This window comes from Corynebacterium glaucum (assembly GCF_030408855.1).
Taxonomy (GTDB): Bacteria; Actinomycetota; Actinomycetes; order Mycobacteriales; family Mycobacteriaceae; genus Corynebacterium; species Corynebacterium glaucum.
The window spans coordinates 1,975,611-1,998,003 of sequence record NZ_CP047358.1; the positions used below are offsets into that span (position 1 = coordinate 1,975,611).

A 22,393-nucleotide genomic window follows, 5' to 3' on the forward strand; every position below is an offset into this window, starting at 1 on the left:
GTTCGCTTTTGGCGTACGGGTTGGGTTTGTAGGCGGTTTTTATCCGCCGGGGATAGCGAAAGCCCCGGCAGCTGCACGGGTTGCCGTTGCCGCTGCCGGGGCTTGGTTTGGGACGCTACTTCTCCTCGGAAGCTTCGGTGGAGTCTGCCTCGTCCTCGATGTCGCCGAAGTATTCGTTCGGGTCAACCGTGTTGCCCTCGTCGTCGGTGACGGAGGTTCGTGCGATGGCGACTGCAAGTGCCTTGCCGCGGCGCACGTCCGAGAACAGGTTCGCAATCTGGCCGGACTGCTGCAGCTCCATCACGAACTGGTTCGGGTCCATGCCGTAGGACTGCGCGGTGAACAGGATGTGGTCGGTGAGCTCCTCCTGGGAGACCTCCGGCTGCTCTTGCTCTGCAACGGCGTCGAGGAACAGCTGGGTGCGCACCGACTCCTCTGCCTGCTCGCGGGACTGCTTGTCAAACTCCTCGCGGGTCGTGCCTTGGGCCTCGAGCAGCTGCGCGAACGCGTTCTCGTCGTGTGCGAGCTGGCCGAGCAGCTGGTGGAGCTGGTTGTGCACCTGTTCGTCCACGATGGACTCTGGCAGTGCAAAGGTCGCCTCGGCGAGGGCGGCCTTGAGTACCTCGTCGCGGATGTCCGCAGCCTGCTGCGCCTTCTTGTTCTCCTCGAGCTGGGTGCGGGTGTTCTCGCGCAGCTCGTCGACGGTGTCGAACTCGGATGCCATCTGAGCGAACTCGTCGTCAAGCTCCGGAAGCTTGCGCTCCTTGGTCTGCTGGACGGTGACCTTGATGGTGGCCTCTTCGCCCTTGTGCTCGCCGTGCTCGATGGTGGTGGTGAACTCGGCGTCCTCGCCGGTCTTCAGGCCGCGCAGTGCGGTGTCCAGACCCTTGATCAGGTCGTCGGAGCCGATCTGGTAGCTCAGGCCCTCGGTGGAAGCCTCGTCGAGCTTCTCGCCGTCGATGGTCGCTTCGATGTCGATCACGGCGAAGTCGTCGGTCTTGAGCTTGCGCTTCGTGTCCTTCAGCTCACCGAAGCGGCCGCGCAGGCTGTCCAGCTCGGCCTCAAGCGCCTCATCGTCAACCTTGAGTGCCGGCACGGTGACGGCAATCTTGGAGAAGTCCGGCACGGTGATCTCCGGGCGCACGTCCACCTCGGCGGTGAACTCGACCACGTCGTTGTCCTCGATCTTGGTGATCTCGATGTCCGGCTGGCCGATCGGGTTGATTTCGTTCTCGTTCAGCGCAGCGTCGTAGCGCGTCGGCAGCATGTCGTTGACTACCTGCTCAAGGATGGGACCGCGGCCGAAGCGGGCGTCGATAAGCTGGCGCGGAGCCTTACCGCGACGGAAACCCGGGATGGTGACCTGCTGCGCGATCGCCTTGTATGCCTGGTCGATCTCCTTGCCCAGCTCGTCGAACGGGACAGAGACGTTCAGCTTGACTCTGGTGTCGCTGAGCTTCTCGACGGATGACTTCACGGATTACTCCTGTACTACTTATCGATGTTTCCTAGTCGGGGCGACAGGATTTGAACCTGCGACCCCCTGCTCCCAAAGCAGGTGCGCTACCAAACTGCGCCACGCCCCGTAAGCTGGGCTGCCCCAACTCACAGCGGCTAATTGTAGCGCCCAACAATTAGACAGTTTGTTGGGGGCCTTTTAAGCCGCACCGAAACGCAAAAATGGGTTAAGGGTCAGAATGTGTGTCTGGATTCGGTGATTTTCGGTACCTGACCTCGTTCTTCGGCGAAAGTATACGCTTCCAGGGCGTATACCGGGCTGGGGTCGGCGAAATCCTCGGTGTGGCAACCGGGATGTGGTATGGGCTGGTGGTGTTGTGACCCAATGCCAAAGAACCGACCACGCTGCCACTGCGGCGCTGAGATGAAACGCAACGGCACCACATCCAAAGGCACAACTCGCTGGCGGTGTAAAGCCTGCGGTTTCTCTACCTCCAAAAAGCGCCTCGATGTCACCAACGCAGCCACGTTTGCCCAATTCATCACGCACTGCACCACCACGGAAACCCTCTCCGCTACCGCGAAACGACTCGGCGTCAGCCACTCCACCCTGAAACGGCGTTTCACCTGGTGCTGGCTCGTTGACGTGCCTGATCCCACCATCGATCACACCGGGCGCGTCTACGACCAGATCTTCATCGACGGCACCTACACCGCAGGCGGATGTCTGATCGTCGCCGCAACCCTCGACCACGTCATCGCCTGGCACTGGTGCTACCGGGAAACCAGCCGCGACTACCAACACCTGCTCTCACGCATCCCCGCCCCCTTGATCGTCGTGCTCGACGGCGGGCAAGGCGCAGCAAGCGCGATCAAAATCTGCTGGCCAACCACTAAAGTGCAGCGCTGCTTAGTCCACGCCCAACGCGTCGTGCGCCGTCACACCACCTCACACCCACGCACCGACGCAGGACAAACGATCTACCGGTTAGCGCTCAACCTCACCCAAATCACCACACTGGACCAGGCCGCCACCTGGGGTGGGCAGCTGCATGAATTCTCCACCATCTACCAAAGCTGGATGAACGAGAAAACCAGAAGCAAAGACCCCGCCACCGGAATGTGGGTCACCACCTGGACGCACCCCAGTGTGCGCAAGGCCTACAACAGCTTGCATCACCTATGGCGAAACAACCTGCTGTTTGTCTACCTCGACCCACCCGAAGAAGTGCTCGATCCCGCCCGAGTCAAAGCCACCACCAACAGTCTTGAAGGCGGGATCAACGCCCAAGTCAAAGCCCTTGCCTACGCCCACCGCGGGCGCACCAACGAACACCAACGCCGCATGCTCGACTGGTGGTTGTACCTGAAAACAGAACTGCCTGACGACCCCATCAAGATCGCCAGACAATCCAACTGGGGAAAGGATCAACTCGCCAAAGTCCAAATCCTGACCCACAACGAGAACCAAGCCGACCACGAAACAGGACGACCAGCCCTCTACGACAACGCTATCGACACCAACTACAACCACTCAATCGGCATCCAAAAAGGCCACATCTAACCCCCACGACACGCCGAGCCAGACACACTTTTTGACCCTTAACCCGCAAAAATCCGGCCCGCCTGCGCGGACCGGACCATGCATGTTTCGTGGAGGGAATGACGGGAATCGAACCCGCGTCTTCAGCTTGGAAGGCTGAGGTATTAGCCACTATACGACATTCCCAGTGCGCTAAACGCGCTTGAAATAGTAACGCAGCGGGGCCCAGGCCTCCAAACGCCACCTCCCATCCGGAACATCGTGGTCCACTTGAGCGTTACGAAGATAGGTACATCACAATCACATCTTTGGAGCACCCATGAGCCTTTTCACCCTCCTTCTCCTGCTTGCTCTTGTCGCCCTCTTCGTTCCGATGATGAACGGCGGGGGTCAAGGTTCCAGGCAACAGTTGCAGCAGCGAGAGCAAATGCAGCTTGACGACGCTTTGGCTGACGCAAAACGTTGGACCGACCGCCTCGGCTCGCAGGTGTTGTCAATCTCGGGCAACGACGCAGCGTCAACCCAGGCCATGGCCGATGCGTCCGAGCGTTTTAACGCAGCATCTGCGGGCCTTGCTGATGCCCGCACCGTCAAGCAAGCGATGCTCGCGCGCGAATCCGCGCTTGAGGGCCTGCACTACGTCAACGCCGCCCGCGAGATCATGGGTCTGCCGGCCGGCCCTCAGCTGCCCGAGCTCGAGGGCCAGCGCCAGGCTGGCCGCGTCACCGAGACGCGCTCGGTGCAGCAGGAGGACGGCACCGTCATCACCGCCTCCCCCGTTGCCACTGAGCAGACCCCGCACTACTACCCCGGCGGTGCCGTGGCCGGACGCCCAGTCCCAGCTGGTTGGTACTCGGCCGCGTGGTGGGCACCGGCGATGATGACCGGCATGTGGGCGGCGAGCTCGATGATGTTCTACTCCGCCATGTTCGCAGGCATGGCCGGCACCCCGAGCGCGGCTGAGTTCGAGGCCGGCGACTTCGGTGGCACCGATGCTGCAGGCGATATGGGTGATATGGGCGATGTCGGCGGCGACATGGGAGACATGGGCGGCGGCGACTTTGGCGGCGATTTCGGTGGAGACTTCGGCGGTGGCGGTTTCGACTTCGGGGGCTTCGACTTCTAGCCCGGCCCGGTTGCGCGAATACAACTTTTAGGCCCGCCTACCTGCGTGAGGTAAACTCTCCGGCGTTCATCCCAGCCTCCAGAGACGCCACATAAAGGAGCACCAGTGCGCATAGCAGTGCTGCTGAAAGAGGTCCCTGATACCTACAGCGACCGCGATATGAACTTGAAAACGGGGCTGACCGACCGCTCCGGCGACGTGGTTGCGGACGAGGTCGGCGAACGCGCCGTCGAGGCGGCGCTGCGCATCAAGGAAGGCGCCGCAGACAGCACCGAAGTCCACGTCCTCACGGTGGGCCCCGCATCGGCGGCAGACTCGGTGCGTCGCGGCATCGCGATGGGCGCGGATGAGGGGTACCTCGTTTCCGACGATGCGCTGATCGGTGCCGATGTCACGCTCACCGCCGAGGTGCTTGCGGCGCTGATTCAGAAGAACGGCTACGACCTAGTCATTGCAGGTGCGGCCTCCTCCGACGGCGCCTCCGGTGTGATGGCGCCACTGGTCGGCGAGCTGCTGGACTGGCCCGCGCTTTCGAACCTCACTGAAGTGTCATTCGATGGCTCTCGGGTTGAGGCGGTGCAGGTCAGTGACGGTGCCGTCGTCAAGCTTGAAGCTTCCCTGCCTGCGATTGTGGCTGTGTCTGACGAATTTCCTGACCCCCGATTCCCCAACTTCAAGGGCCTGATGGCGGCGAAGAAGAAGGAACTGGGCGAGGTCACGCTGGCTGAGCTGGGCATTGATCCGGAGGATTATTCGCGTCCGCGCTCGATCATGGTGTCGGTGGAGCGCCGCCCCGCCCGCGAGCGCGGCGAGATTATCGACGCTGGGCCGACCGCGGCGAAGCAACTTGTGGACTTCCTGGAATCGAAGGGGCTGGTGTAACCGATGAGTGCAACCGTTCTTGTCATTTTGGACGCTGGCCATGACGGCCTCGCGCCGACTGCTGCCGAGCTCATCGGCGCAGCGAGTGCGATCGGCACGCCCGCGGTGGTCACTGACTCCCGCGAACACGCCGAGGAGCTCGGCCAGCTCGGTGCCACGCAGGTGCTCGTCGCACCGTTGCCGAGCGATGCGCAAACACTTCCGCTTGTCGACGCCGCCGAAAGCGCGTTCAACCAGCTCAACCCGGTTGCGGTGGTCTGCGCGCACACGGTTCGCGGTCGCGATGTCGCCGCGCGCCTTGCGGTTCGCTTGCGTCGAGCATTGCTTACCGACGCCACGGGAATCCGCCGCGATGCCGACGGCATTGTCACCGACCACTCCAACTACGGCGGCGCGTTTTCAACCGTGGGTGCCGCAACGCACCTGAGCCCGGTGGTGACGGTGCGTGTCGGCGCGGTGGAAGCGCGCGCGGAGGCGGCCACGCCTGAGGTGATTGACCTTAAGGTTGAGTCGTCCGGCAAGCGTTTCGCCGAGGTAAAAGAGGTCTCTCCGATCGAAAGGGAATCGTCCCGCCCCGAGCTTGCCACTGCGGACAAGGTGGTTGCCGGTGGCGTGTCGCTTGGTGACGAGGACATGTTCGAGGAACTCGTCGGCGGTCTTGCCGACGCGCTCGGCGCCGCGGTCGGCGCTACCCGTTCCGCCGTGGATGAGGGCCAGGTTCCCTACGAGGCGCAGATCGGTCAGACCGGCGTGATGGTCAGCCCGAAGCTCTACATCGGCGTGGGCATTTCCGGCGCGGTCCAGCACTTGGTGGGTATGCAGACCTCCGACGTGATTGTGGCGATCAACTCGGACGAGGACGCGCCGATCTTCGAGATTTCCGACTTCGGCATCATCGGCGACATCTTCGACCTCGTGCCGGAGATCATCACCGAGATCGAGTCCCGCAAGGACGCAAGCGAGGCTGGAAAGTAATGGGGGCGGGAGTGCAAGTACCTGTCCGCCGGGGGCTGCCCCGAGTCCAAGGCGGCGAACCCTGGCCGCCCGTAGAAACGATTGAGTTGCCGGAAGGCACCCTCGACGTCTCCGTGGCACCCGCCGAAGCTGCACCTCAAAGCGAGTTGGTCGAGGTGGCGGTTCGCCGCGGCCTCCCGCGAGTGCCCGGCGGCGAGCCTTGGCCGCCAGTGACCAGCGTGATGATCGAGGGCATCCAACCCGAATCCGAATCCGAGCCTGCACCCGAAGCAGCGGCTGCAGGCAAAGCCGCGGCCGGGTCGACCCGCATCACTGCGTCGCCCGAACGCCCGCAGCCCGACACGGCATCCCAAACACCAGCGGTCGAGCAGCCAGCAGCGGCCGCGCAACCGGCGAAACGCCCGGCCACTAAACCGGCAGAAGCCGCTACCGGTAAGGGTGCACGCACGTGGGTGTGGCCAATGGTGGCAGCGGCCGTGATGCTGCTTATCGGCGTGTTGGCTTCGCGGTGGTTCATCAATTCCGCCACCGGCGCGGACTTCATCGCTCGCTACGACGGCACCCAGCCGCTGCCCGAGAGCGCACCGGTGGGGCTTCCCGCGTGGCTTGGGTGGGCGCACTTCTTCAACATGTTCCTCATGGCGCTGATCGTGAAAACCGGTTGGAGTGTGCGCACCGAAACTAAGCCACCGGCCTACTGGGCGCCGAAGAACAACCCCAAGGCGAAGATCTCGCTGACGCTCTGGATGCACCTGGTCCTGGATGTCGCGTGGATCGCGCTCGGAGCTTTGTTCTACATCTTGCTCTTTACCACCGGCCAGTGGATGCGAATTGTACCGACGAGCTGGGAAGTCATCCCCAACGCGATCTCCGCTGGGATCCAGTACCTCTCCCTCGAGTGGCCTACCGAGGACCCGTGGGTGCATTACAACGCGCTCCAAGAGTTGATGTATTTCGCGGTGGTGTTCCTTGCGGCACCGCTGGCCATCATTTCGGGCCTGCGGATGAGCCCGTGGTGGCCGAAGAAACAGAAGTGGTTCCCCATGTCCGCAGCTCGTGCGATCCACTTCCCGGTCATGGTGTTCTTCATCGTGTTCACCATCATCCACGTGGCACTGGTGGCGCTCACCGGGCTGCGGCTCAACCTCAACGCAATGTTCGCGTCGTCCAACGACGCGTCGAGCTGGACCGGTGCTTTGGTGTTCCTCGGTGCCCTCGCAGCGATTGCAGCCGCGTGGTTCGCTGCCAAGCCGGTGCTGGTCGCACCGGTCGCGGGCAAGTTCGGCTCTGTGAGCCAACGCTAGAAATTCCGCGTGGCAGAAGATTCCGCGTCGCGGAAAATTCCGCGCGTCGGAAAATCCGGCGCCGATTAGTGCGGGCGGCCCATCTCGGTGTTCGCGATCACCTCAGCTTCGCGGATCACCTCTGCGAGCGCCGCTGCCACTCGATCTGCCGTCTCTGAACCCTCCGCCAGCAGATCGTCGCGCACCTCAAACATGATGCCGAGCACCTTGGCGTTCATCTCGAACTCCACCGGAATGTAGACGCCGGTGAACGGGGTGTTGCGCTCCACCTTGAAACCGGCCTCGGAGAAGATCCGTGCCGCGGTGTCGGTGAGGATGGCCGGCGAGTGCACGGAGTGGGTGCCAATGCACACATCCGGCAGCAGTTTGCCGGCGTGAATGCGGTACTCATCGGGCTGGTCGTTGTAGGAGTGGATGTCCACGATCACGGCCGCACCTGTATCGCGTAGGCGCTCCCCGACCAACTCCGACATTGCGTCGTCGTACGGGTAGAAGTACTTCGCCTTCAGTTCGGAGTCGTCGAAGCCGAGCGGGCGCAGCAGGTCGCCGTCGGCAAGCCGCGTGTACACCGGCCCGCGCCCGGACGCTTCCATCGAGTCGCGCTGGTTGTAGAACCGGCCCGGGTCCGCCACCACGCGCGAGATCCCGTTGGTGGCCATCCAGCACCGCCCACCGAACTGCGCGTGCGCGGCGGCGGCCAGGGTGTCGGTACCAGTGTCGGTGACGCGGTCAAGTTCGGTTTCCACTTGCTCCGGCGTGGCCACGAAGTCGGCGGCCACCTCGTCCGGGATGTGGCGCGAAGCGTGTGGCACGTGCAGGATCACGGGGCAATCTTTCGCACCGGCGTCGATGGTGAGGTAGTCGTACATACCTCGGTAGGTTATTGCGAGGTAGGGGTTTGCGCTTGCCAGGTGCCGTCGATAAGCGAAATTGCCCCTGCCTCCGCGAACTTGTCCAGCCAGCCCTCCATGGGCCAACTGCCCCACTTGGCGTGGAAGTAGTTCGCGTTGGCGACGATGTCCTCGAGGTGCTCCCACGGCGGCGACGAAACCGGGTGCCACTGGTGGAACGCGTGCGCGCCGCCGACCCAGTAAAGCTCGAAGCCGTGGCGCTGAAGTTGCCGGGCGAAGTCGGTGTCCTCGCCGCCATAGCCGGTGAACCCGGTGTCGAAACCGCCGAAGTCGCGCTCGATGCGCGCCCAGGTGTCGGCGGTCATGGCAAATGACAGGGACCAGAACAGGTTGTAGTCGTGGGCGAGTTCCAGCTCGCCGACGGGCGGATTCGGGCGCGCCGGGTGCGGATCGGGGCGCACGGTGCGCAGCTCGCCCTCGCGCATGTACGTCACCGGACCTGCGACCACGGCGTCCGGGTGCGCCTCGAGCGCGCGCACGTACAGCGGCACAAGCTGCGAAGACGCCACGCAGTCGGCGTCGAGGAACACGATTATCTCCGCGCCGCGTTCGATCGCGGTGCGCGCGGCGAGGTTGCGGGCCGCGGCGAGGTTCCTCGCATCCGCTAGTTGTGGCTCTGCCTCGACCACGTGCGACTTCGGCACCGCTTTACGCAGCTCGTCAGCATCAGCGAGCGCGACGGTGATGTGGTCAGTGCCCTCGGGCTTCAGGTTCACCTGGTGCGTGAGGTGGGCTTTCCGGTTCGCATCAGCAAGAGTCACCAGGGCAATTTTGCTTGACGACGCCCCCGTGGCCACCCCAGCGACCACCTCCGCGGCCCGCCGCGCGGCACCGTCCGTCTGCCACCGATACCAGTCGGGATTCAGCGCCTTCGCCTGCGCGAGCAGCGTTGGCCACTCAGCAGCGGGCGGAAATCCGTCCGGGACGACGGCCAGGCCGGCGTCTCGGAGCACTTGGGCGTTGAGTTTTTGCTCGATGAAGGGCCGCGGTTGCGGCAGCAGGATGGCCGGCGCGTTGGTCACGGCAATATCCGCGATCGAATTTTGTCCGCCCGCCGCGACCACGACCCCGGCACGCTGCAGGAGTTCGGTCGGGTCGTCGACGCGGTTTTCACCGGTGAGGAACGTGAACGTGTACTCGGGACAGGCGGCTTCGACCGCAGCCCAGTCTTCCGGTTCCCAGGTGGAGCCGCCCTTGCCGGCCATGACCAGCACAGCGTGCGGATCGCGCTCGATGCCCGGCGCGGGAGTGAGCCGCGAAATCCCGCCGACGGCGTGCAGGCGCTCCTCGTGCCCGCGAAGGTGCTCAGGGGTTTCGATCCAGTCGGGCCAGGCGGCGATCAGGGCATCGGCCTGGGTGTAGGCGAGCTGGTGGGGCGCGTCGTCGCGCAGGCCCGGCATCGCGTGCGCGACGACCGGGATGCCCATCAGGCGTAGGAACACTCCTACCTCGACGGACACGTCCACGTAGAAGGCGTCGGGGGCGTTGTCTGCGGTCCACCCGGCAAGCGTCGCAAAGCGGCTGCGCAACCCCTGGTTACCGTAGGGCGCGTAGTGGAGCGTGCCGCCGGCGGTCATGGCGCGGCCGTGGTGGCCGTGGCCCGCATCGTCGGCAAGCACCACATCGGCGCCTTCCGCAGTGGAGAGGATCGTCGCCTCGTGACCGAGCGCGCGCAGCTCGCGCTGGATCTCGCGGCAACGCTGAATGTGGCCCGAACCGTGGTGGTGGGCGTAAATACCAATCGTGGCCAAGTGCCCTATGCCCCCTTCACCTGGGCGGCGAGGTAGCCGTAGTGGACCTGGCGGTAGAGCTCCACATAGGTGCGCGCGGTCTGCGTCAGCGAGTGGTGCTCCACCACCCATTCGCGCACCGCGGCGCGGTCGATTTCACGGGCGCGGTGGATCGCCCCCGCCAGCGCGTCGATGTCATCCGGCGGGGCGAGCGCGGCAGGCGCGTGGCACAGCAGCTCGCCCAAGCCACCGCGCTCGAAAGCGGCGACCGGAGTGCCGCACGCCATCGCCTCGAACGCAACCAGGCCGAAGGGCTCTTCCCACCGCGGGCTGACCACCGCGACGCCGGAGTTAGCAACCAGCTCGCGCAGGTGTGTGTGCGACATCGTCCCGCGCCACTCGGCCACACCCGGCGCGAGCCGCGGCGCGATCTCTTCGCGGAAATAGCGGCAGTCGCCCTTGCGTCCCGCCAACAACAGGGGCACCCCGGCGCGGCGCGCGGCGTCCATCGCCATGTGCGCGCCCTTTTCCGGCACCAGGCGCCCGAACCAAATGGCGTTGGAGCCGCCTGGGCCGAGCTTCCAGGTGGAGACGTTCACCCCGTTCGGAATCACGGTCGGCGCGTAAGGCAGCGTCCAATCGTCCGCAGTCGTGTGGCTCACCGCTGCAAAGTGCCCGGCACGCGTGCCGGCAGCGGTGATCGCCGCCTGCAGCTCATCCACCTGCGGCGTGTGCAGCGTGGTCACCATCGGTAGCGACTCCGGGCTGTGCGGGCCGGGGAAGATCAGCGGGTTCAAGCTGTTGTTGTGCACCACGTCGTAGTCGCCGGCGACCAGCAGTCGGCGCAGCTTTACAAACGCAGCATCCTCGCGCTCTTTGCCGCCCGCTGGGTACGTGGTGTCGGTGGCCAAGTCGATCTGGTCGCCCCAGTCCACGCCGGGCAGCTCGAACGCCTTGCAGTTACCGTCGGAGCCTTCCGCGGCGAAGAAATCCACCTCGTGCCCCGCCGCCCGCAAGGCTTTCACCATGGTGTGGCAAAACGCTTCGAGCCCGCCGGCATACGGTTCGCGGACGGGGTAGCGAGCGGGCCCGATGAAGGCGATGCGCAAGTGGCCGTCGTTAAGCATGATGCCCTCCTTGTGCAAGCCTTGAGTAAATCGCCGCATGCGCGGCCCGAACCTGTTTCAATTCGCGCGCACGGTCGCTTACGTAGGCTACCGCCCCGCGCGCGACGAGATGAGCCGCGGCCTCCCCCGCCGCTTGCCCGTCGCCCGCCGCGTAGACCGCGACCGCCGCATCGGTGTCGGCTTGGTCCGCATAGCAGCCGATATCCGGCACCGCGACGGTGGTGCCCAGATCGCGGCACAGCTCCAGCCACCCGGAGTGCGTACCCCGGGTGTACGGCAAGATGCAGGCGGTGGCGCTCGCGATCGCGGCGTGCAGCTCGGCGTCGCTCATCGGCGCGTGCACGTGCGCCTCTGGCAGGGCGGCCCGCAGCTCGGCGGTAGCCGGCACGTCGTGGACGTAGACGTCCAGCGGCACGCGCCCGGAGATATCACGGTAAAACTGCGGGTCCGCCACCACATTGCCGCGCAGGGACTTCACAAACACCGCTGCGCGCGGCGCACGGTCAACATCAACAGGGCTCGCAAGAGCAGGGTGCTTGACGACGTCCACGTGCGCCACCCCGAACGCGTCCCGCAGGGTCGCGGCGGCACAGTCGGTGAGCGTGAGCACCGCGTCGGCGGCGTCGAGGAGAATCTGGAGGCGCTCCTGGTGGTCGCGCTGACCCTGCGCGTCGGCAAGATGCGGGTTCTCAATGTCGTGCGCGGTGACCACGAGCGGCACGGGCAGCACGTCTACGAGCTCGCGGATCTGCGCGGGCGTGAAGTGCTCGAAGCCGAAATGCACGTGCATCACGGCGGGGTACTCCTGCGGGGGTATCGCACGCCAGTACTCGGCAGTGAAGGCAGGGTGCGGCCACCAATTCCCGTCGATGTCCGGGTCCGGCAGGTACGCCACATTCACAGGACGAATCGCCTGCGTATAGGGGTGTTCTGCCGGGATCGAAAGCACCCGGATTTCGGGGGAACCGCTGTGCACTCCACTAATATAATCCCTCTCGCATCTTTCGCACTTACGTTCACCGCGTAGATTGGGGTGCCATGGCTCCCACGCTCACCGTTGTTGGCAATTGCCAGGCTGAATCCACCCGCCGGTTGCTCATGTCTACCGGGGAATTCTCTTCCGAGCGCATCACCCCCGTCCACGAGCTCACCGCAAGCGACCTCGGCTGGTTCACCGAGCTCATTGGACGCACGGATGTGCTGGTAACCCAACCGATCCGCGACGACTACCGCGGCGTGCCCGTGGGCACCTCGCAACTGCGGGCGCTGCTAAAGCGCGGGGCGCGCCACGTTTCCGTTCCGGTGCTGCGCTTCGACGGGCTCATGCCGTACCACGCGATCATCCGCAATCCCGCCGACACCTCAGAGAACCCGCCGGTAGTGCCGTACCACGACCTGCGCATTCTGGCCGCGGCCGCAAAGGGCCTCGACCAGCCGGTGGACCCCTCCCCCTCACCGGAGGCGCTGCGCCGCGCCGCCGCGATGTCGGTGGAGCAGATGCGCCTGCGCGAGCGCACCCACGGCGCTGTGGTCGTCTCCGACTACCTGGAAACCAACCCCGTCTGGCACACACTGAACCACCCCGACAACGCCACGCTCGCCCACATGGCCACGCAGATCCTTAACGCCCTCGACATCACCGCCGAGGCGACGCTGCCGGACTACGAGATGCTCGGCGGCCTCGACGCCCCCATCGACGCTGCCGCAGCTGACGCGCTCGGCGTGACAGTCGAGGGTCGCGGCACGTGGCGCAGCCGCGAAACCGGCGACATCGACCAGGGCGAGATCGTCCGCGAACAGCTGGAGTACTACCGCCAGCGCCCCGGCGTGGTGGAGCATGGCCTGGTCCGGCACGCCGAGCGCATCAAAAACCTAGGGTTGATGGAGTGAAGCATCTCATCGTCGGCCCCGACAACCACGGGGTCACCGCCTACGCCCTGTCGCTTGCGCAGGCCACCGGCGCGGACGTCATCCGCGAGGACACGTTCACCGATCAACCGCTGCCCGACGAGCCGATCCACGTGACGTTCACGGACCACTTGTTCGGGAGTACGCCGCAAGAGGCCGTCGATAAGCTTTTGGCCCGAGTCGGCGAGCGCGAGCTTTCGGTGAGCTTCCACGACATTCCGCAGGTTGAGGAGGGTACGGATCGTTTCGCGCGCAGGGCTGATGCTTATCGACGGCTCCATGCACGCGCCCAACTCACCGGAACCAACTCGGCCCACGAGGCGCAGTTTTTCGACGGTGATGCGGCGGTGATTCACCTGCCGGTGCCGGTAATTGCGTCGGCATTCGACCCGGAACCGGGCACCGTTGGCGTGCTGGGGTTTGTCTACCCGGGCAAGGGGCACGAGGACCTGGTGGCAGCGCTGCCGGATAAGCGCTTGCGGTTTCTCGGCTCGGTGTCTGCTGGGCACGAAAAGTGGGCGCAGGAGCTGGTGCGCACTGCGGGCAAGGTAGAGCTCACCGGATGGCTCGACGATGCCGCGATGGCGCGCGAGATGGGCCGCATTGAGGTGCCCGTGTGCGCGCACCGGCACTTCTCCGCGTCTGGGTCGCTGATGACCTGGCTGGGCGCAGGGCGCAACGTGCTAGCCACGGACTCCGACTACACGCGCGAGATCGACGCGTGGCTACCGGGGCGCATCACGCTGGTTGCCGACGGCGCGTGGCGCGAGGCGGTGGAAGCACTCGAGCCGAAAGTCATGGACCCGCCTGAGTACGGCTGGGCCGATGTCGCACGCGGATGGGAGGACGCATGGCGTTCGACTGGCCTGCTGTAAGCGTGGTAATTCCCCACTACAACGCGCCGGAGTCGCTTGCGCGCGTGGTTGCGGCAGTGCGGGCGCAAGACTACGCGGGCGAGGTGGAGATCGTGGTTGCCGATGACGGCTCACGCGAGCTGCCGCAGATCCCCGGCGTGCGCCTGGTGCAACAGGAAGACTTGGGTTTCCGCGCGGCTGCCGCGCGGAACCTGGGTGCTGCGGCGGCGAGCGGAGAGGTGCTGGCGTATTTGGATGCGGACACCGTCCCCGAGCCGGAGTACTTGTCCGCAGTCGTGCCGCACATTGTGGGCGATGCGCGTGCGGTGGTCGTGGGCACCCGGCTCACCGGCCGCGAGCGCACCGAGCCGCAGTGGCTTGTCGACGCCTGGGACACCACTGACAACCTGCGCGCCGCCGACCACTCCTCTTGGCGATACGTGATCTCGGCGGTGCTGAGCTGCTCCCGGGAGTTCTTCGACGAGGTCGGCGGCTTTGACGGCTCGTTCGTGGGCTACGGCGGCGAGGACTGGGAGTTCGGGTGGCGCGCCTGGAATGCTGGCGCCACGCTGGTGCACGAACCGCATGCGATCGCGGTGCATGAGGAAGAGGATTTCGGCGCCCGCTTCGATAACCCGGCCGAGGCTGCGCGGGTGAAGAACTCCGAATCGCTGGCGCTGGCCACGCGCATCACTCATCCGCTCGCGCGGCCCGACGGGGTGTGCTTCGGCGACTTCGACATGGCGGTGACCGTGCCGGCACTCGACGGCGAAGGGGTGACCGAGTTCGTCATCGCGGAGTGGGTGAAGTTCGGTGCCTATGTGCAGGTTGCCGAGGTGCCCGAGCTGTTCGCCGCCGACCCGCGCGTCGGCAGCGCACCCATCGACGCGCGCGTGTCTATCGCCATCGGTGCGGCGTGGGCACCGCAGGACTTAGACCTCCTGCTCGCCGCGGAGCACGTGCTGTGCGGTGACGGCACCGTAGTGCGCACGGCCCGCGCCGCAGCGCTCGGTCTGGAGGCAGCCACCGGTACGCCGGAATCGATTGGGCTGACCCCGGTGGCGGGCCCGCTGCAGCTCGAGCGCTACTTCGCCGGCTGGTAGAACTTAGGCGCCAGCGCCCGGCACCTCGGGCGCCACCCCGCTGCGCTCGTACGCCGCCAAGATGTCGATGCGGCGCTGGTGGCGTTCTTCTTCGCTCCACGGCTGGGACACGAACGCGTCAACGATCGCGAGCGCCTCTTCCTCGGTGTGCATACGTCCGCCGATGCCGATGAGCTGCGCGTTGTTGTGCTCACGCGCCAGCTGCGCGGTCTCCACCGACCACGCGAGCGCGCAGCGCGCACCCTTGACTTTGTTCGCGGCGATCTGCTCGCCGTTGCCGGAACCGCCAAGCACGATGCCTAGCGAGCCCGGATCGTTCACCACGGCTTCCGCGGCGGCGATGCAGAACGCCGGGTAGTCGTCCGCAGCGTCGTACTCGTGCGCGCCGCAGTCGGTCACCTCGAAGCCCTTTGCCTCAAGGTGCGCCTTGATCTGGTTCTTCCGCTCGAATCCGGCGTGGTCTGCTCCAAGGTAAATACGCATGGCCGCTAGTTTACCTGCGGGTTCTCAGTGCGGGAGCGCTTGAGTTCGAAGAAGTACGGGAATGAGGCCAGCTTCACCGCCGCGTCGAACAGCTCACCAGCTTCCTCGCCCTGGGGCACACGGGTAATCACCGGTCCGAAGAAGGCGGTGTCGCCAAGCTTAACGACGGGCGTGCCCACCTCATCGCCCACCGCGTCCATCGCCTGCGCGTGGTAGCCGCGCAGCAAGTCGTCAACGTCGGAGGTGTTGGCGCACTCCGCGATGTTCGCCGGGAGGCCGACCTTTTCCAGCGCCGCGGCGATGATCTCGTCGTAAGCGCCGTAGCCCTGCTTACCGCCTTCACCGGCCGGGTGGATCATCTCGCCCATCGTGGTGTAGAGCTCGTCGACCTTCTCCGGTGCTTCCTGCTTCACCTTCGCAAACACTCGGGCGGGACCCCAGTTGGCTGTCTTCCTTTTCTCAAATTCTTCGGAAAGCTCACGATTTTCGTTAAGTACTGCGAGCGACATTGGTGTCCACTCGACCTTAACCTCGCGCACTTGCTCAACTTCCTTCATCCAACGGGAGGCTTGCCACGCAAATGGACAAACTACATCGAAATAAAAAGTGACTTTTTCAACAAACATTTGAAGTTCTCCTCTACGGGTGTTTGGCATGGAGGTGCATCCGATTCTAGCCGGTTTGGGAGCACTTGCACGGCCCAGGCTTTGACGGCGGTGCAACCCCCGATTTAACCGTGCAAATGTACTTCTCGCAGCTCTCTCAGGTGCCGGATTTTGCGCACGCCTGGGCAAACGGTGCTGGAAGCTTCCTGAGAGAGCTACAGCAAGTAGCAGTTTTTCAGACGCTGCCCGAGCAGACACCTTCTCCCCTGGGCGCTCACAGGTGCCGAGTACCCTTGGCCGCATGAAAACGAATCTCACACGCGCAGATGCTGAAGCCCGCAAGGCACTCATTGACAACGTGCACTACGACATCCACGTCGACGTGACCGGCAAAGAGCAGTTCACGTCGCGCACCACGATCAGCTTCTGCTCGAAGGCGGGTGCCACCCACTTCGACCTCGTGGCAGACGAGTTCAGCGCAACGCTCGACGGGGCGCCTCTGCAGGGTCGCGACCCTGAACTCTCGGAGGGCCGCCACGAGCTTGTCGTGGACGCGACGATTACCTACAACCGCACCGGTGAGGGCCTGCACAAATTCACCGACCCGAAAGACGGCAAGGACTACCTGTACACCCAGTTCGAGCCGGCGATGGCGATGAAGGTGTTCGCCGCGTTCGACCAGCCGGACCTCAAGGCAACCTACGACGTCGCCGTCACCGCACCGGAGCGCTACACCGTCGTGCTCAACGAGGCCGTGACCGTCGGGGAAGATGCTGCCGCGGGCACGAAGACGTGGCGCACCCGCATCGACTACCCGCTGTCGACCTACCTCATCGCCATCGTCGCCGGCGAGTACGAGCACGTCACCGACACCTACCGCGATGAGGCGAACGACAAGACCATCGAGCTGGGCCTCTACGCGCGCGCCAGCTTGATGGAGCACATGGATGCCGAGCGCCTGTTCCAGCAGACCAAGGACGGCTTCGACTTCTACCACGCGAATTTCGGGCGGCCTTACCCGTTTGGCGACAAGTACGACCAGATCTTCTGCCCCGAGTACAACATGGGCGCGATGGAGCACGTCGGCGCGGTGACCTTCCGCGACGAGTACATCTTCACCTCCGAGCCGACCCCGTATCGCCTCGAGCGCCGCAACGACACGATCCTGCACGAGATGGCGCACATGTGGTTCGGCGACCTCGTGACCATGCAGTGGTGGGACGACCTGTGGCTCAACGAGTCCTTTGCCACCTGGTCCGCCGCCACCGCCCAGGTGGGCATCGGCGAGTACCCTGAGGCCTGGACCACGTTCGCCACCGTTGAGAAGGCGTGGGCGTACTCGCAGGACCAGCTTCCGTCCACCCACCCGATCGCCGCGGACGCGCCGGACATCGAGACCGCCGAGCAGAACTTCGACGGCATCACCTACGCCAAGGGCGCCAGCGTGCTGAAGCAGCTGCAGGCCTACGTGGGTTACGAGGAGTTCTTCGCCGGCGTGCGCACGCACTTCGACAACCACGCCTACGCCAACGCCACCTTCGACGACTTGCTCGCCGCACTCCAGGAGGCCTCCGGCCGCGACCTGTCCGACTGGGCCGCGCAGTGGCTGCGCACCACCGGCGTCTCCCGCCTCTACCCCGAAATCACCGCCGACACGTTCACCGTCGTGCAGGAGTCCGAGGTCATGCGCGACCACCGGGTTCGCATCGGGCTTTATTCGCTTATCGACGGCACCGTCACACGCACTCACCAAGTCGAAGTAGACATCCACGGCGAACGCACCGAAATTCCCGAACTTGCTGGCATCGAACACGATTTGGCGCTGGTGAACGACGACGACCTCACCTACTGCCTCATGGGATTGGCACCGCAGCACCAGCAATTCGCCATCGAGCACATCGGTGACATCGACGACCTGCTGGCGAAGACCCTGGTCTGGTCGTGGATGTGGGAGTCGGTGCGCGGCGGGCAGCTCCCGGCACGTTCCTTCGTGCGCGCAGTCGCTGCAGAGGCGGGCAATGTGTCGCACCCGAGTGTGCAGGAGCGCCTCTTGGCCCAGGCAACGCAGGCGGTACGCCAGTACGTCGACCCGGCGTGGCAGGAAGAGGGCTTCGCGTTGCTCAACGACGCATTCCGCGGCGCGGAACCGAAGGCGATCTTCGACCGTGCGCTTGCCCGCCTCACGCCGACCGCAGACACCGTCGCTTACTTCACGCAGCTCCTTGAGACCTCAGATAACCAAGAGGTGCGTTGGTTGGCGATCACCAACCTTGTCGCCGCTGGCGCCCTACCGTTGGATGCTGCGGACGAAGAAAGTGACGACACCAACGAGGGCGCGATCTCGCGGCTGCGGGTGCGCGCTGCCGTCGATAAGCAATGGGCCTGGGACAAGCTGGTCAATGAGGATCTGACCAACCTTGAGGCCCGCTACCTGATGGACGGGCTGACCTTCACTGCCGAGGGCTTGGATGAGTTCACCGACGAATACTTCCGCATCGCGCCGACACTCTGGGATCGCCTGACCAACGAGATGGCGCAGCGCACGCTCGAGGGCATGTACCCGCTGTGGGCGGTGACGCGGGAGGCCGTCGAGAAGCCGAATGCTTTGCTCGCCGACGATGCTGTGCCCGCCGGCCTGCGCCGCATCCTTTCGGAAGGGCAAGACCGGGCGGCTCGCGCGCTGCGCAACCGCCGGGTCGACGCGGAGGCTTAGGTCGGGGCTTAGCCCGGGCCCTAGGCTGCGGCCTAGTTCAGCGCGCTAGTGCGCAGCTGCAGCGCGTCCGGGCGCACCGAGATCTGGCTGAAAGACACCAACGTGTCGCCCGCGTAGACGCGGCGGGTGATGCGCTGCAGCAAGGTGTTGCCGGTGACGCAGAGGCGCGCCTGCTCGCGCTCGGAAGGGCGTGCCGGGGCAATCACGTCCTGGCGGCGCAGCTCGGCGAATGCGTGCGGGTCGCGCGAGGGCAGGGTATAGGTGGTCTCGTACGCGATCGGGTAGCCGCGCACCGCATAGACGGTCTCGATGGCGAAGACCTCGGTGCCGCTGTCCAGGTCGAATGCGAGCTCCACTGCAGCGGGCGCTTTGATCGTGCCGGAGGAGGTCACGGTCGAGCTGAGCGCGACATCCTGCGCGGAGAGCTGGACTGCGATGTCTTCCGTCGAGTTGAGATCCACGAAAGGCGGCAGCTCACGCACGAAGGTTCCGCCAGTGCGTCCGCGGCGACGCTCGATGATGCCTTCATCCTGGAGCAGTGCAAGTGCGTGGCGCACCGTCATGCGGGCGACGCCGAACTCATCCACAAGCTCGCGCTCAGCCGGAAGGCGATCCCCAGCGACGAGTTCCTGCGCCTCGATCTTCGCGCGGAGCTGATCTGAAATGACCATGTACGCCGGCCGCTTTGGAGTTGTGCGTGTTTCTAACTGAGTAGTCATTTTTCTGACCCCCAAAGAGTCCCTAAATGTTTTGAATGCAACTTTTGCATAAACACTAGTGAATGATTTGGGAACCTCGCACAAAAATTTCGCTTTCCCCCTACATATGGGGGTAAGGATAGGTTAAGTTTCCACTAAATCGCGGCAAACGCCTGCCGAAGGTCCGCAATGAGATCGTCGGCATCCTCGATGCCCACCGAGATGCGGACCAGTTCCGGGGGCACTTCAAGCGCGGACCCGGTGACGCTGACGTGCGTCATGGTTGCCGGGTGCTCCACCAGGCTCTCCACGCCGCCCAGCGATTCCGCGAGGCAGAAAAGTTTCGTGCTCAAGCAGAACTGTTTTGCTTGCTCCTCCGCGTGGAAAAGCACGGAGACCATGCCGCCGAAGCGCCGCATCTGTCGCTTGGCCACCTCGTGGCCGGGATGCGACTCCAACCCCGGGTAAAGCACTTTCGCAACCTCATCCTGCTGACCGAGGAACTCCGCGACAGCCTCGGCGTTGTCGCAGTGGCGCTCCATGCGCACCGGCAGCGTCTTCAAGCCGCGGGCAGTCAGGTACGTGTCGAACGGAGACGGGATCGAGCCGACCCAGCCGAAGAAGAAGCGCAGCTGGTCCTCGAAGCCGTCGATAAGCGAGTCCTTGCCGCACACCACTCCCCCAACGACGTCGGAGTGACCACCGACGTATTTCGTGGTGGAGTGGAGGACGACATCCGCACCCAGCTCGAACGGCTTCTGCAGGTACGGCGAGGCAAACGTGTTGTCCACCACCAGCGCCGCATGCTGCTTGACGTGAGAAATCGCGGCGATGTCAGCGATAGACAGCAACGGGTTGGTCGGGCTTTCCACCCAGATGACCTTGGTGTTGTCCTGCACAGCAGCGGCCACCGCGTCAACGTCAGTGATGTCCACGACGGTGTTTTCCACACCCCACAGCGTGAACACCTGCTGGATCAGGCGGTAGGTGCCGCCGTACGCGTCGTTGCCGATCACGATGTGGTCGCCCGGCTTGAGCAGCACGCGCAGCACCGTGTCCACCGCAGCCATGCCGGACGCAAACGCAACACCGAAGTCCGCCCCCTCGAGTGCGGCCAGTGTCTTCTCCAGCGCGGTGATGGTCGGGTTGCCCACACGGGTGTACTCGTAGCCGCCACGCAAGGTAGCCAGGCCGTCTTGGGCGAAAGTGGTGGAAGCGTAGATCGGGGTATTGATCGAACCGTACAGACCATCTGGCTCATACCCAGCGTGGATTGCCTGCGTAGATACGCCGTTGTGCGACTGTGCGGTCATGCCTTCTCCTTTGCAACTGAGGTACGTCTGAACCGGATACTAGACCAAGCGGTTCAGGGCGTTGCCGTTGCGGGTCGATTTATATGCAGACCGCGATCACAACACCATTCCCCAGCTGAGTATCGTGCACGGTAGAGACAGGAGGTTACGCACCGTGGATCAGGAGCTTTCGCTTTACGACGCCGTGGGCGGCGAAGAATTCTTCCAAAAACTCGTCGCCGGTTTCTACGCGCAAATCAAAACCGATGACCTGATCGGGCCGATGTACCCGGAAGATGATTGGGAAGGCGCGGAGGATCGCCTGCGCTGGTTTTTATCCCAGTACTGGGGTGGGCCGCGCATGTATCAGGAGCAGCGCGGCAACCCGATGCTGCGGCGGCGCCACTTTCCGTTCTCCATCGGTGAGGCCGAGGCGGATCGCTGGCTGGATCTGATGCACAACTCGTTGGACCAGTTCAGCGACGAGGAATTGCTCCCCGTCTACCGAGACCAGCTATGGAACCACATGCAGCGCGTGGCCTACATGATGATTAACCGACCCACATTGCGGTAGATCGAACCGTAGGGTGCGTCGAGGCGCACCCAGCTGCCTGCGGTAGCAACGCGGAGGTGGCGTGGGATCTCTGCGGGTGCTTCAAACCCGGGAATGAGACCCAGCGCGGTGCACGCGAAGATCATCCGCATGGGGATCTCGACAGGGGCGGCGGAATCCGCGTCGGCTGTCAGGACGATGCCGTCGAGCAGCGACCTCGGCGGGCCGGCTGGGCCAGAAAACTGCCGCGCGAGGTTGCGTCCCTCGTCGGCGAGCCGGCGGGCCACACCAACCGGCACTATGTCGCGCTCGACGAAACCAGTAGCGGGTGGCAGCGCGCCGGGCCACATCATGTCGCGGGCTTTTCCGACCTCGCGGCTCGCGTCTGCTGGACTCGAGTCTGTTGCATCGGAGTCGCCAGCGTCCCGGAGCGCGTTCAGGAGGTCATTGGCCGCCACGACCGCACCGTCGCGCGAGGCGCTGCCCGACACCCTGCGGGCGGCTAGACAATCGAACGGAGTGGTGACAAAGACGTCGACCACATGGTCGTCGACAAGCGAAAAACGAGCTAGTGCTGCCTGGTCAAGCCCCAGTGCGCGGCCCAGGAGCGTGGTCAATCCGCGCTCGCCCTGGGTAACAGTAAGGGTTTCCACTACCCCTCGAGAGCGCTCGATGCCGCGGACTGGGACAGGATGCCAATTTCTTTGGTCGTGATCTCTCGCGGCGAGGTCGTGGCGTTATCCACCGTCACCTGCACACACTCGATCACGCAGCAGACGCGCCCCTGGGCATCCTTGATCTCCTGGCGGGTGGTGAAAGAGGTGTTGCCCACGCGCACCACCTGCGTCTCCACCGTCGCGGTCACCGTGTTTGGCAACAGCGGACGCAGGTAATCCGCTTCGAGGTGGCGGACAAAAACGACGAACTCGTGGCCGCGGGAGTAGAAGTTCTCCTGCGCGAAAGCGAGGCGGGCCTCCTGTGCGAGCTCGATATAGGCGGAGTTCGTGACGTGGCCATAGCGGTCAAAATCGTTCCACCGCAGAGGGATGTTGTGAACGTGGACGTTGCCGGCGAGCTCCTGAGAGTCGCGGACAGCCTGGTCAGCCATTGCTTTCACACCTTTTGGTT

The 22,393-nt window shown here is 64.5% G+C and carries 21 protein-coding genes and 2 tRNA genes; 10 read left to right on the forward strand and 13 right to left on the reverse strand.

Features of this window, described 5'->3' with window-relative positions; genetic code table 11:
- Positions 1–115: 115 nt before the first annotated feature.
- Together tig and CGLAUT_RS09580 are read right to left on the reverse strand one after the other, a co-directional pair.
- Positions 116–1,477, reverse strand: coding sequence for a trigger factor (gene tig, locus CGLAUT_RS09575; protein WP_095660538.1), 1,362 nt, complete (start codon positions 1,475–1,477; stop codon positions 116–118).
- Positions 1,478–1,512: 35 nt separating this feature from the next.
- Positions 1,513–1,586, reverse strand: a tRNA-Pro gene (locus tag CGLAUT_RS09580).
- A gap of 257 nt (positions 1,587–1,843) precedes the next feature.
- Here CGLAUT_RS09580 and CGLAUT_RS09585 point away from each other — a divergent pair.
- Entirely contained in the window at positions 1,844–3,022 is a 1,179-nt protein-coding gene (locus tag CGLAUT_RS09585) for an IS1249 family transposase (protein WP_290184867.1), read from the forward strand.
- A gap of 90 nt (positions 3,023–3,112) precedes the next feature.
- Here the strand turns inward: CGLAUT_RS09585 and CGLAUT_RS09590 are convergent.
- A tRNA-Gly gene (locus CGLAUT_RS09590) sits at positions 3,113–3,187 on the reverse strand.
- 241 nt (positions 3,188–3,428) lie between these two features.
- Here CGLAUT_RS09590 and CGLAUT_RS09595 point away from each other — a divergent pair.
- The 4 genes from CGLAUT_RS09595 to CGLAUT_RS09610 all read left to right on the forward strand — a co-directional run bounded on the left by CGLAUT_RS09595 (position 3,429) and on the right by CGLAUT_RS09610 (position 7,288).
- Positions 3,429–4,127, forward strand: a complete 699-nt coding sequence (locus tag CGLAUT_RS09595; RefSeq protein ID WP_425551699.1) for a DUF1542 domain-containing protein — start codon at positions 3,429–3,431, stop codon at positions 4,125–4,127.
- Between the two features lie 105 nt (positions 4,128–4,232).
- Positions 4,233–5,009: an electron transfer flavoprotein subunit beta/FixA family protein gene (locus CGLAUT_RS09600; protein WP_290184869.1), complete on the forward strand. Its 777-nt coding sequence runs from the start codon at positions 4,233–4,235 to the stop codon at positions 5,007–5,009.
- A 3-nt stretch (positions 5,010–5,012) separates the two neighbouring features.
- Positions 5,013–5,984, forward strand: coding sequence for an electron transfer flavoprotein subunit alpha/FixB family protein (locus tag CGLAUT_RS09605; RefSeq protein WP_290184871.1), 972 nt, complete (start codon positions 5,013–5,015; stop codon positions 5,982–5,984).
- Positions 5,985–5,995: 11 nt separating this feature from the next.
- Entirely contained in the window at positions 5,996–7,288 is a 1,293-nt protein-coding gene (locus CGLAUT_RS09610; protein ID WP_290184872.1) for a cytochrome b/b6 domain-containing protein, read from the forward strand.
- Positions 7,289–7,353: 65 nt separating this feature from the next.
- Here the strand turns inward: CGLAUT_RS09610 and CGLAUT_RS09615 are convergent, their stop codons facing one another.
- From CGLAUT_RS09615 to CGLAUT_RS09630, 4 genes are read right to left on the reverse strand one after another with little or no spacing between them, the layout of a single operon-like run.
- Entirely contained in the window at positions 7,354–8,157 is an 804-nt protein-coding gene (locus tag CGLAUT_RS09615) for an N-formylglutamate amidohydrolase (RefSeq protein WP_290184873.1), read from the reverse strand.
- Positions 8,158–8,168: 11 nt separating this feature from the next.
- Complete coding sequence (locus CGLAUT_RS09620; RefSeq protein WP_290184875.1) at positions 8,169–9,950, reverse strand: glycosyltransferase; 1,782 nt, start codon at positions 9,948–9,950, stop codon at positions 8,169–8,171.
- Positions 9,951–9,955: 5 nt separating this feature from the next.
- Positions 9,956–11,056, reverse strand: coding sequence for a glycosyltransferase family 4 protein (locus tag CGLAUT_RS09625; RefSeq protein WP_290184876.1), 1,101 nt, complete (start codon positions 11,054–11,056; stop codon positions 9,956–9,958).
- The gene (locus CGLAUT_RS09630) at positions 11,049–12,032 is read right to left on the reverse strand and encodes a glycosyltransferase (protein ID WP_290184877.1); all 984 of its coding nucleotides are present in this window, start codon (positions 12,030–12,032) and stop codon (positions 11,049–11,051) included. The genes CGLAUT_RS09625 and CGLAUT_RS09630 overlap by 8 nt, the downstream gene beginning before the upstream one ends.
- Before the next feature lie 62 nt (positions 12,033–12,094).
- Between CGLAUT_RS09630 and CGLAUT_RS09635 the strand changes: the two genes are divergently transcribed.
- From CGLAUT_RS09635 to CGLAUT_RS09645, 3 genes are read left to right on the forward strand one after another with little or no spacing between them, the layout of a single operon-like run.
- Positions 12,095–12,946, forward strand: a complete 852-nt coding sequence (locus tag CGLAUT_RS09635; protein WP_290184879.1) for a WcbI family polysaccharide biosynthesis putative acetyltransferase — start codon at positions 12,095–12,097, stop codon at positions 12,944–12,946.
- Complete coding sequence (locus CGLAUT_RS09640; protein WP_290184881.1) at positions 12,943–13,839, forward strand: glycosyltransferase family protein; 897 nt, start codon at positions 12,943–12,945, stop codon at positions 13,837–13,839. Before CGLAUT_RS09635 ends, CGLAUT_RS09640 begins: the two co-directional genes overlap by 4 nt.
- On the forward strand, positions 13,815–14,921 hold the full coding sequence (locus tag CGLAUT_RS09645; RefSeq protein ID WP_095660551.1) for a glycosyltransferase family 2 protein: 1,107 nt from the start codon (positions 13,815–13,817) through the stop codon (positions 14,919–14,921). Before CGLAUT_RS09640 ends, CGLAUT_RS09645 begins: the two co-directional genes overlap by 25 nt.
- A gap of 3 nt (positions 14,922–14,924) precedes the next feature.
- Here CGLAUT_RS09645 and CGLAUT_RS09650 read toward each other — a convergent pair whose 3' ends face one another.
- Positions 14,925–15,404, reverse strand: coding sequence for a ribose-5-phosphate isomerase (locus CGLAUT_RS09650; RefSeq protein WP_095660552.1), 480 nt, complete (start codon positions 15,402–15,404; stop codon positions 14,925–14,927).
- 5 nt (positions 15,405–15,409) lie between these two features.
- Positions 15,410–16,030, reverse strand: a complete 621-nt coding sequence (locus CGLAUT_RS09655) for a mycothiol-dependent nitroreductase Rv2466c family protein (protein ID WP_095660553.1) — start codon at positions 16,028–16,030, stop codon at positions 15,410–15,412.
- 280 nt (positions 16,031–16,310) lie between these two features.
- On the opposite strand from CGLAUT_RS09655, the gene pepN reads away from it, so the two are divergent.
- A complete protein-coding gene (gene pepN / locus CGLAUT_RS09660) occupies positions 16,311–18,722 on the forward strand; it encodes an aminopeptidase N (protein ID WP_095660554.1) in 2,412 nt (803 codons plus the stop codon).
- A 32-nt stretch (positions 18,723–18,754) separates the two neighbouring features.
- Here the strand turns inward: pepN and CGLAUT_RS09665 are convergent, their stop codons facing one another.
- Entirely contained in the window at positions 18,755–19,441 is a 687-nt protein-coding gene (locus CGLAUT_RS09665; protein WP_095660555.1) for a GntR family transcriptional regulator, read from the reverse strand.
- A 134-nt stretch (positions 19,442–19,575) separates the two neighbouring features.
- On the reverse strand, positions 19,576–20,733 hold the full coding sequence (locus tag CGLAUT_RS09670; RefSeq protein ID WP_290184888.1) for a cystathionine gamma-synthase: 1,158 nt from the start codon (positions 20,731–20,733) through the stop codon (positions 19,576–19,578).
- Positions 20,734–20,887: 154 nt separating this feature from the next.
- Between CGLAUT_RS09670 and CGLAUT_RS09675 the strand changes: the two genes are divergently transcribed.
- Positions 20,888–21,286 carry a globin gene (locus tag CGLAUT_RS09675; RefSeq protein WP_095660557.1) on the forward strand — a complete coding sequence of 133 codons (399 nt, stop codon included), beginning with the start codon at positions 20,888–20,890 and terminating at the stop codon, positions 21,284–21,286.
- Here the strand turns inward: CGLAUT_RS09675 and CGLAUT_RS09680 are convergent.
- The gene (locus CGLAUT_RS09680) at positions 21,253–21,918 is read right to left on the reverse strand and encodes a DUF8185 domain-containing protein (protein WP_290184891.1); all 666 of its coding nucleotides are present in this window, start codon (positions 21,916–21,918) and stop codon (positions 21,253–21,255) included. The genes CGLAUT_RS09675 and CGLAUT_RS09680 overlap by 34 nt on opposite strands.
- On the reverse strand, positions 21,918–22,373 hold the full coding sequence (locus CGLAUT_RS09685; protein ID WP_095660559.1) for an acyl-CoA thioesterase: 456 nt from the start codon (positions 22,371–22,373) through the stop codon (positions 21,918–21,920). Before CGLAUT_RS09685 ends, CGLAUT_RS09680 begins: the two co-directional genes overlap by 1 nt.
- Between the last annotated feature and the right edge of the window lie 20 nt (positions 22,374–22,393).

What these genes read in the sequence shown, in the direction of transcription:
- CGLAUT_RS09670 (WP_290184888.1), bottom strand. Translation starts at nt 20,733, where the DNA reads ATGACCGCACAGTCGCACAACGGCGTATCTACGCAGGCAATCCACGCT.
- CGLAUT_RS09650 (WP_095660552.1), bottom strand. Translation starts at nt 15,404, where the DNA reads ATGCGTATTTACCTTGGAGCAGACCACGCCGGATTCGAGCGGAAGAAC.
- CGLAUT_RS09645 (WP_095660551.1), top strand. Translation starts at nt 13,815, where the DNA reads ATGGCGTTCGACTGGCCTGCTGTAAGCGTGGTAATTCCCCACTACAAC.
- CGLAUT_RS09635 (WP_290184879.1), top strand. Translation starts at nt 12,095, where the DNA reads ATGGCTCCCACGCTCACCGTTGTTGGCAATTGCCAGGCTGAATCCACC.
- CGLAUT_RS09595 (WP_425551699.1), top strand. Translation starts at nt 3,429, where the DNA reads ATGCAGCTTGACGACGCTTTGGCTGACGCAAAACGTTGGACCGACCGC.
- CGLAUT_RS09605 (WP_290184871.1), top strand. Translation starts at nt 5,013, where the DNA reads ATGAGTGCAACCGTTCTTGTCATTTTGGACGCTGGCCATGACGGCCTC.
- CGLAUT_RS09685 (WP_095660559.1), bottom strand. Translation starts at nt 22,373, where the DNA reads ATGGCTGACCAGGCTGTCCGCGACTCTCAGGAGCTCGCCGGCAACGTC.
- CGLAUT_RS09615 (WP_290184873.1), bottom strand. Translation starts at nt 8,157, where the DNA reads ATGTACGACTACCTCACCATCGACGCCGGTGCGAAAGATTGCCCCGTG.
- CGLAUT_RS09665 (WP_095660555.1), bottom strand. Translation starts at nt 19,441, where the DNA reads ATGACTACTCAGTTAGAAACACGCACAACTCCAAAGCGGCCGGCGTAC.
- CGLAUT_RS09655 (WP_095660553.1), bottom strand. Translation starts at nt 16,030, where the DNA reads ATGTTTGTTGAAAAAGTCACTTTTTATTTCGATGTAGTTTGTCCATTT.
- CGLAUT_RS09625 (WP_290184876.1), bottom strand. Translation starts at nt 11,056, where the DNA reads ATGCTTAACGACGGCCACTTGCGCATCGCCTTCATCGGGCCCGCTCGC.
- pepN (WP_095660554.1), top strand. Translation starts at nt 16,311, where the DNA reads ATGAAAACGAATCTCACACGCGCAGATGCTGAAGCCCGCAAGGCACTC.
- CGLAUT_RS09585 (WP_290184867.1), top strand. Translation starts at nt 1,844, where the DNA reads ATGCCAAAGAACCGACCACGCTGCCACTGCGGCGCTGAGATGAAACGC.